Origin of the sequence: Erythrobacter sp. NE805 (genome assembly GCF_046452355.1) — a bacterium.
Lineage (GTDB): Bacteria > Pseudomonadota > Alphaproteobacteria > Sphingomonadales > Sphingomonadaceae > Erythrobacter.
The window spans coordinates 1-755 of record NZ_JBKFDI010000018.1; the positions used below are offsets into that span (position 1 = coordinate 1).

Here is a 755-nt window from a genome sequence, read left to right on the forward strand (position 1 = left end):
GGTGCGGCGCATTTGCTGGCCGAGCCCGCGGGCGGTCTCGCGCAGGCCCGAGACGCTCGCCCGGGCGCGCTTGGCCGGCCCGGTGAGCCGGTCGACCATCTCGAGGATCATGGAGAAACGCATCGCGGGTCAGTCCTTCTGCGCGTGGGCTTCCAGCTGCTCGGCTACACGTAGCCAGAACTCGACATCGTCGAGGTCCATCGCCATCGCCTCGGAAGGCTGGACCCCGAAGTACTTGGTCACGCTGCCAAGGCAGAGCTCCCAGTCTGCTGGCCACCGGGCGATTTCGGCGCGAGCAAGTTTCCCATGGCGCCGAAGTCGTCGGCGTCGAGATTCTCGACCTCGATCTGCGACAGGTTCGAGCAGGTGATGATCAGCTCGATCACCGCCGCGATTTCGGAATCGCGGTGCTTGTCGAAGGCGCGGATATCCTTCGCCTTGGGGCGGCGCAGGGTGACCTCGAAGCCGGCGGGCTTGAGCTCCTCGCTGACGATCTCCTCGCTGCCGGCAGGCTTCTTCTCGATCGTGATCGGGTGCAGCAGCGTGTAGGTCAGCTGGACCATCAGACCAGCTCCTCGGCGGGCTGACCCTCGAAGGTGACGGTGACCTTGCCGTCCTGGCTGATGTCGCCGTGCTCGACGAAGTAGGCGCCGCGCACCACCCACGTCTTGCCCATGTCGCCCTTGAAGATGAGCGTGGCATTGTTGATCGCGCGCATTGCCGCGACGCTCACGCCGTCCGTATGGAGCAGCCCC

The 755-nt window shown here is 65.8% G+C and carries 2 protein-coding genes; both read right to left on the reverse strand.

Annotation, left to right across the window (positions count from 1 at the left end; translation table 11 throughout):
* Positions 1–239 precede the first annotated feature (239 nt).
* Positions 240–563: a phage tail assembly protein gene (locus ACLBKU_RS17705; RefSeq protein ID WP_410180894.1), complete on the reverse strand. Its 324-nt coding sequence runs from the start codon at positions 561–563 to the stop codon at positions 240–242.
* Positions 563–755: phage tail tube protein (locus ACLBKU_RS17710; protein ID WP_410180895.1), on the reverse strand; the 193-nt coding region annotated here is incomplete at its 5' end. The genes ACLBKU_RS17710 and ACLBKU_RS17705, both read right to left, overlap by 1 nt.

Bases quoted from the DNA above. Each gene is read 5' to 3' on its own strand.
- ACLBKU_RS17705 (WP_410180894.1), bottom strand. From the start codon at position 563: ATGGTCCAGCTGACCTACACGCTGCTGCACCCGATCACGATCGAGAAG.